Source organism: Nocardia sp. NPDC060220 (assembly GCF_042727815.1).
Lineage (GTDB): Bacteria > Actinomycetota > Actinomycetes > Mycobacteriales > Mycobacteriaceae > Nocardia.
The window spans coordinates 1-6,490 of record NZ_JBHWZY010000371.1 but is presented as its reverse complement, the minus strand read 5'-3'; the positions used below and the strand labels follow the sequence as shown (position 1 = coordinate 6,490).

The 6,490-nt window shown below is 69.2% G+C and carries 6 protein-coding genes; 3 read left to right on the top strand and 3 right to left on the bottom strand.

The annotated features are described in order from the left end of the window. Positions 1-98: 98 nt before the first annotated feature. The gene (locus ACFWF3_RS19775; protein WP_379314777.1) at positions 99-326 is read right to left on the bottom strand and encodes an ATP-binding cassette domain-containing protein; all 228 of its coding nucleotides are present in this window, start codon (positions 324-326) and stop codon (positions 99-101) included. Positions 327-462: 136 nt separating this feature from the next. On the opposite strand from ACFWF3_RS19775, the gene ACFWF3_RS19770 reads away from it, so the two are divergent. The 3 genes from ACFWF3_RS19770 to ACFWF3_RS19760 all read left to right on the top strand — a co-directional run bounded on the left by ACFWF3_RS19770 (position 463) and on the right by ACFWF3_RS19760 (position 3,877). Continuing rightward, positions 463-2,235: an ATP-binding protein gene (locus ACFWF3_RS19770; RefSeq protein WP_379314776.1), complete on the top strand. Its 1,773-nt coding sequence runs from the start codon at positions 463-465 to the stop codon at positions 2,233-2,235. After that, on the top strand, positions 2,232-2,909 hold the full coding sequence (locus ACFWF3_RS19765; protein ID WP_379314775.1) for a response regulator: 678 nt from the start codon (positions 2,232-2,234) through the stop codon (positions 2,907-2,909). Before ACFWF3_RS19770 ends, ACFWF3_RS19765 begins: the two co-directional genes overlap by 4 nt. A 128-nt stretch (positions 2,910-3,037) precedes the next feature. Then, entirely contained in the window at positions 3,038-3,877 is an 840-nt protein-coding gene (locus tag ACFWF3_RS19760) for a class I SAM-dependent methyltransferase (RefSeq protein WP_379314774.1), read from the top strand. 21 nt (positions 3,878-3,898) lie between these two features. Here ACFWF3_RS19760 and ACFWF3_RS19755 read toward each other — a convergent pair whose 3' ends face one another. Together ACFWF3_RS19755 and dxs are read right to left on the bottom strand one after the other, a co-directional pair. After that, positions 3,899-4,762, bottom strand: coding sequence for a 3-hydroxyacyl-CoA dehydrogenase NAD-binding domain-containing protein (locus ACFWF3_RS19755; protein WP_379314773.1), 864 nt, complete (start codon positions 4,760-4,762; stop codon positions 3,899-3,901). Between the two features lie 106 nt (positions 4,763-4,868). Beyond that, positions 4,869-6,490: 1-deoxy-D-xylulose-5-phosphate synthase (gene dxs, locus ACFWF3_RS19750; protein WP_379314772.1), on the bottom strand; the 1,622-nt coding region annotated here is incomplete at its 5' end.

Below are 6,490 nucleotides of genomic sequence, written 5' to 3'. Positions count from 1 at the left end.
GAAGGACGGGTGGAAGATCGGGTTCCTGTCATGCGCCCTTCATCTATCAGCTCCGCCCGCCACGAGGGAAGAGCAACCCGCCGGGCCCGGCCTCCCGTTCACCGCTTCACCTTGCCGCGCACCAGCGTGCGCCCCGCCGAGGTGGGCTCGAGGCCCGAGACCAGGGAGAGGGTGGTGGACTTGCCACAGCCGGTCGGGCCGACCACCGCGACGAATTCGCCTGGCGCGACGGTGAAGTCGATGTTCTTCACCGCGGTGTGGATGCCACCGTCGGTTCCGGGAAAGCGCTTCGTCGCGCCCCGGAGTTCGATGAGTGGATTGCTCATTGCTGCTCCTGTGTCCGGCGCCGCCTTGGTGTGATGCGCGGCCGCTATCGAAAGGTAAGTGTTGTGGGTCACAGGGCGCGCGCTTGTGCGCACAACCGGCGCAAGCAGCGATACGGACGTTGTGCGCATTGTGCTCATGGCCATCGGGGGTGCCTACACTGAGCCGGTGAGGCTGTTCCCCCGTGGTGTCCGGCTGCGGACGCAGATCGTGTTGCTGCAGGTCGCGCTGGTGGCGTTGATCCTGGGGCTGGCGTTCGGGGTGTTCGCCTACCTGAGCGATCAGCGGTTGTCGGCCGAGTACGGGCAGCGGGCTCTGGCCATCGCGCGCACCGTCGCCAGTGATCCGGTGGTGCGCGAGGAGGTCGCCCGGTACGCGGCGCTGGAGCCGGGGCCATTGCTCCGCGCGGAGCTCGCGAGCGGGGAACTGGAGCAGACGGCCGAGGCGGCGCGCCTGCGGACGGGGGCACTGTTCGTGGTGATCACCGATGACGCGGGGTTGCGGTTGGCGCATCCCGACCCGGCGCGGCTGGGTCAGAAGGTGAGCACGGATCCCTCGGAGGCGTTGGCAGGGCGCGAGGTGGTGATTCGCGAGCACGGCACACTCGGCGACTCGGTGCGGGCGAAAGTGCCGGTGCGCGAGCCCGGTTCGGATCGGGTGGTGGGCGAGGTGAGTGTCGGCATCTCCACCGAGGCGGTGAGCGATCAGCTGGTGAGCGACCTGCGCCGGGCCGCCGTCCTGGTGATGGGCGCGCTGTTCGCGGGGATCGCGGGGTCGGTGTTGCTGGCACGGCGGTGGCACGGGTTGACCCTGGGCTTGCAGCCCGCCGAGCTGGCCGAACTGGTGCGCGAACAGGATGTGGTGCTGCACGGGATCGGCGTGGGGGTGGTCGCGGTCGATGCCAGGTGGCGCACGACGGTGATCAATGACGAGGCGCGCGCCCTGCTCGGAATCGACGGGGACAGTGGACGTTCGGTGGATTCGATCGGGCTCACGCCGCGCGTGCTCGAGGCGTTTCGCGCCGCCGACGGGCAGCCGGTGCAGGCGGCGGTCGGCGATCGGATCGTCGTGGTCACCGCCAGGACGGTGACCCGCGAGGGGCGCGCGCTGGGGGCGGTGCTCGATGTGCGCGATCGGACCGATGTGGAATCGCTGACCCGGCAGCTGGACGCGGTGCGGTCGATGAGCACGGTGTTGCGGGCGCAGCGGCACGAGTTCGCCAACCGATTGCACCTGCTCAGTGGGTTGCTGCACGGCGAGCGGCCCAGCGAGGCCGCGAAATACATCGACGAGCTGCTCGGGTCGGGGCCGCTCGGTGCCGCGATGCCGGGGATCGATGCGGTGCGCGATCCGTATCTGCAAGCGTTTCTCGCCGCCAAGGCCGCTCATGCCAGGGAGAACGGGGTGTCGTTGCGGCTGGGGCCGAGCACCTGGGTGGACGCGAATCTCGGTGCGCCGGTGGATGTGACGACAGTGCTGGGCAATCTGCTCGACAATGCCATCGATGCCGTGCGCGTCGTCGAAGCCGCCACGGGGCCGGACGTGCCCGCCGAGTTCGACGCACGCATCCGCGATGATTCCGTGGCGACCGAGTCCGGCGCGCAAGCCCGCGCGCTCGTCGAGGTCGAGTTGGTGCAGGAGGGATCCACGCTGCACATCACCGTCGCCGACAGCGGCCCGGGAATCGGACCGGAATTGGTGGATTCGCTATTCGCCGACGGGGTTTCGACGAAACACGGTGGCGGGGTGCCAGGAGGTCGCGGGGTGGGGCTGGCGTTGTCGCGGCAGGTCGCTCGGGCGCTCGGTGGCGATGTGTGGTTGGCCTCGGCCGCCGGCGCCGGTGGACAACTGAGCGGGGCGGAGTTCATCGCGCGCCTACCCGGCGTGCTCAGCGAGGGAGAAGTGTCGTGAACCGGCCCGACTACACCGTGCTCGTGGTCGATGACGACTTCCGGGTGGCGAACATGCATGCCGGAATCGTCGGCGCGCTACCCGGATTCGCTGTCGGCGCGGTCGTCAACACCGTTGCCGCCGCCCGGCAGGCACTCGCCACCACCGCCATCGATCTCGCCTTGGTCGACGTCTATCTGCCGGATGGTTCGGGCATCGACCTGGTGCGCGAATTGCACTGCGACGCCATGATGCTCACCGCTGCCACCGAATCGGCCACGGTCCGCGCCGCCTCGGCGGCGGGAGCGCTGGCGTATCTGGTGAAACCGTTCGATCACACCGTCCTCGCCGCCCGACTGGCCGGCTATGCCCGTTACCGCAGAATCCTCGCCGTCCCCGAGGTGAGCGCACGCGAGGTCGACGCGGCACTCGACGCGCTGCGGCCCACCCCGGTAACCCCGGACCGGGGCTCCGCCGCCGCCTCCCCCACCAGGGAACTCGTACTCCGAGCGGTGCACGGGGCCACCGCCCCGATGTCGGCGGGCGAGGTCGCCACCGCCATCGGAATCTCACGGGCCACCGCCCAGCGCTACCTGGCTGCCCTCGTCACCACCGCCGATCTACGCATGCAACTTCGCTACGGCACCACCGGCCGCCCCGAACAGGAATACTCCCCGATCCGCCGCACGCCCTGAGCGACGCGACCCGTCTCGGCAACCCGATGCGTGCCGAGAGACCCGGCGGCACAAAACCAGTCGACCCGACGGTGGCCCGCCAACTAGCGTTGATTCTCGCCGTCACACCGCCGTCGAAAGGTCATGCAGTGCTCGAAGCCGAAGCGATCGCCGCCAACCGCGCGAATTGGGACGACCGGGCCGACGTGCACGCGCGTTCGCGGATGTACGACGTCGACGCCTTTCTGGCCGATCCGGACGACATTTCCTCGGTGGTGCGCAACGATCTCGCGGTACTGGCCCCGCACCTACCGGAATCCGGGATCCGGGGGCGATCCCTGCTGCATCTGCAGTGTCACATCGGGACGGACACCGTGTCCTGGGCGCGGTTGGGCGCGATCGAGGTACACGGACTGGATCTGTCGCCGAACTCGCTGCGGCACGCCGCGCGGATCGCCGAGGCCGACGGTCGCGACATCACCTGGGTCGAAGGCGACGCGCGGTTCGCCTCCTCCCTGCTCGATCGGCGCTTCGACACCATCGTGACCAGTGCGGGAACCATCGTCTGGCTGCCGGAGCTCACCGCGTGGGCGCGGTCGATCCATGACCTGCTCGAACCGGGCGGGGTGTTCGTGATCCGCGACGACCATCCGATTCTGGGTGCGATGCAGTTCGAACCGTGGGAGATCGACGACGATTATCTCGGCGGTGGCGGCGCTCGCAGCTACTCGGACTCGGGGACCTACACCGAGGAATCCGAAGGGCAGATCGCGCACACCACCAATCACGAGTGGCGCCACGACCTGGGCGAGATCGTCGGTGCGCTGCTCGGAGCCGGGCTCGTCATCGAGGCGTTGACCGAGCTGCCCACTATGGACTGGCCCGCGTTCGCCGATCTCGTGCCCTGCGAGCAGGGGTGGACATTGCCCGACGGCGCACCGCGCATCCCGTTGAATTTCGCCGTCGTCGCCCGGCGGCCCGGCCACTAGACGCCGTCGAGCCGCGCAGTCTCAGGCACCCTCGCCGAGGGCGTGCAGGATCGCGCGGGTCTTCTCGTCGCGGGCCGTCACGCCCTGCTCGTACTGCTGCTCGCCGTTGCCGTAGGCGGCGTCGACTTGCTGGACCACCATGCCCATGGCCGACTTGTCCGGTGAGCCGATGTCGAAGGTCATCTGGGAGCCGACGTTGTCCATCAGATGGCGGATGCCCGCGGGGCCGCCGCCGAGGTTCATGCCCTCGAACGGGCCGACGGTGGCCCAGCGCAGTCCGAGCGAAGCTTTGACCAGGTCGTCGAGGTCTTCCGCGGCGATGATGCCCTGTTGCACCAGGTAGATCGCCTGGTCGTTGAAGACCTTCTGCAGGCGGTTGCCGACGAAACCAGGGATCTCGCGCTGCAACCGGATCGGTGTCTTACCCAGCTCGCGATAGACCGTCATCGCCCGGTCCACCGCCGCATCGGCGGTCTTCGCGCCGGGAACCACCTCGACGAGGGGCATCAGGTCCGCCGGGTTGAACGGGTGGCCGATCAGGATGCGGTCCGCCGCGGAGCTGCCCTGGGCGATGTCGGTGGGCAGCAGCGAGGACGAGGAGGAGGCGAGCACCACGTCGTCGGCGGTGGCTGCGGCCAGCTCGGCGAAGACCCCGTGTTTGAACTCGAGCCGTTCCGGGCCTGCCTCCTGCACATAGTCGACGCCCTCGGCGGCCGATCCGGCCTCGGCGTGGGCGGTGACCGACAGACCCGACAGATCGTCGGCCACGATCTGTTCGAGGTCGGGTCGCGGATCGGCCAGTGCGACGTCCCAGCCGCCCCGGGCGAAGAGCCTCGCCCAGCCGATACCGATCACGCCCGCCCCGACGATCGCCACCTTCGCCATGAGCTCTCCCGCCGATCGGAATCCCGAGTGGACCGTTCGGCAGCGAGGGTACGCAACGCCCGAGGCGGACAACGCCCGACACGCGGCGGGCGTTATCCGGCTCTGATCAGCGTGATTGCAGCCAGCCGCCGATTCGCTGCGCGATGGCGTCGGGGGTGAGGCCGAGTTCTTCGAGGATCTCGTTGCGGGAGGCGTGGTCCAGGAACTGCTGGGGCACACCGAGATCGCGGGTGGGGACGTCCAGGCCCGCGTCGCGCAGGCGAGCGGAGACGGTGGAGCCGATGCCGCCGTGCAGGCCGCCGTCTTCGACGGTCACCACGAGGCGGTAGTTCTCCGCGAGCTTGACCAAGGTGTCCGACACCGGGATGACCCAGCGCGGATCGACGACGGTGACCGAAATGCCTTGGGGTTCGAGGAGTTCGGCGACCTTCATCGCGGTGTCGGCGAAGGGGCCGACGGCGACGATCAGGACATCACCGTGCTGGGACTGGGCGGAGCCCGCACCGGGCACGGCCAGTCGCAGCACATCCAGCCCGTCGAGACGTTCCACGGCCGTGATGTCCTCGGCGACACTGCCTTTCGGGAACCGCAGCACGGTCGGGCCGTCGGAGACGGCGAGCGCTTCGGCCAGCTCCTCCCGCAACGTGGAACCGTCGCGCGGGGCCGCGACCCGGATGCCGGGGATGATGCCCAGCAGCGAGAAGTCCCACATGCCGTTGTGGCTGGCGCCGTCGGGGCCGGTGACACCCGCGCGATCCAGCACGACCGTGACGGGCTGCTTCAGCAGTGCCACGTCCATCAGGAGCTGGTCGAACGCGCGGTTGAGGAAGGTGGCGTAGATGGCGACCACCGGGTGCATACCACCCAGTGCCAGACCGGCGGCCGAGGCCATGCCGTGCTGTTCGGCGATGCCGACGTCGAACATGCGCTCTGGGAAGCGTTCGCCGAACGCGGCCAGGCCGGTGGGGCCCGGCATGGCGGCGGTGATGGCGACGATGTCGTCGCGGCGCGCACCGTGTTCGATGAGCTCCTCGGAGAACACCGCGGTCCAGCCCTTGGCCTTCTTGCCCGCCAGCGGGCGGCCGGTGAGCGGGTCGATCGGGTCGCAGGCGTGCATCTGGTCGGCGACGTGATTCTCGGCGTGCTCGTAGCCGTTGCCCTTGCGGGTGACCACATGCACGACGACCGGACCGCCGAAGTCCTTGGCGCGCCGCATCGCCGCTTCGAGCGCGACGAGATCGTGGCCGTCGACCGGGCCGACGTACTTCATGCCCAGATCGGAGAACAGTTCCTGCGGGCTCACCGCGTCTTTGATCCCGGCCTTGAGCGCGTGAACCATCGAGTACGCCGAATCACCCACGGCGGGAATGCTTTTCAGGATGCGTTTCCCGGCGTCGAGCGCGTGCTCGTAGGCAGGCTGGGTGCGCAGGGCGGTCAGCCGGTCGGCGAGCCCACCGATCGTGGGGGCATAGGAACGGCCGTTGTCGTTGACCACCACCACCACCGGGCGATCGGGCGCACCCGCGATGTTGTTGAGCGCCTCCCAGCACATACCGCCGGTGAGCGCACCGTCCCCGACGATCGCGACCGGGGTGCGGTCCTGATCGGTGAGCGCGAACGCCTTCGCGAGGCCGTCGACGTAGGACAGCGCGGCCGACGCGTGTGAGGACTCGACCCAGTCGTGTTCGCTCTCGGCGCGGCTCGGGTAGCCCGACAGACCGTCACGGC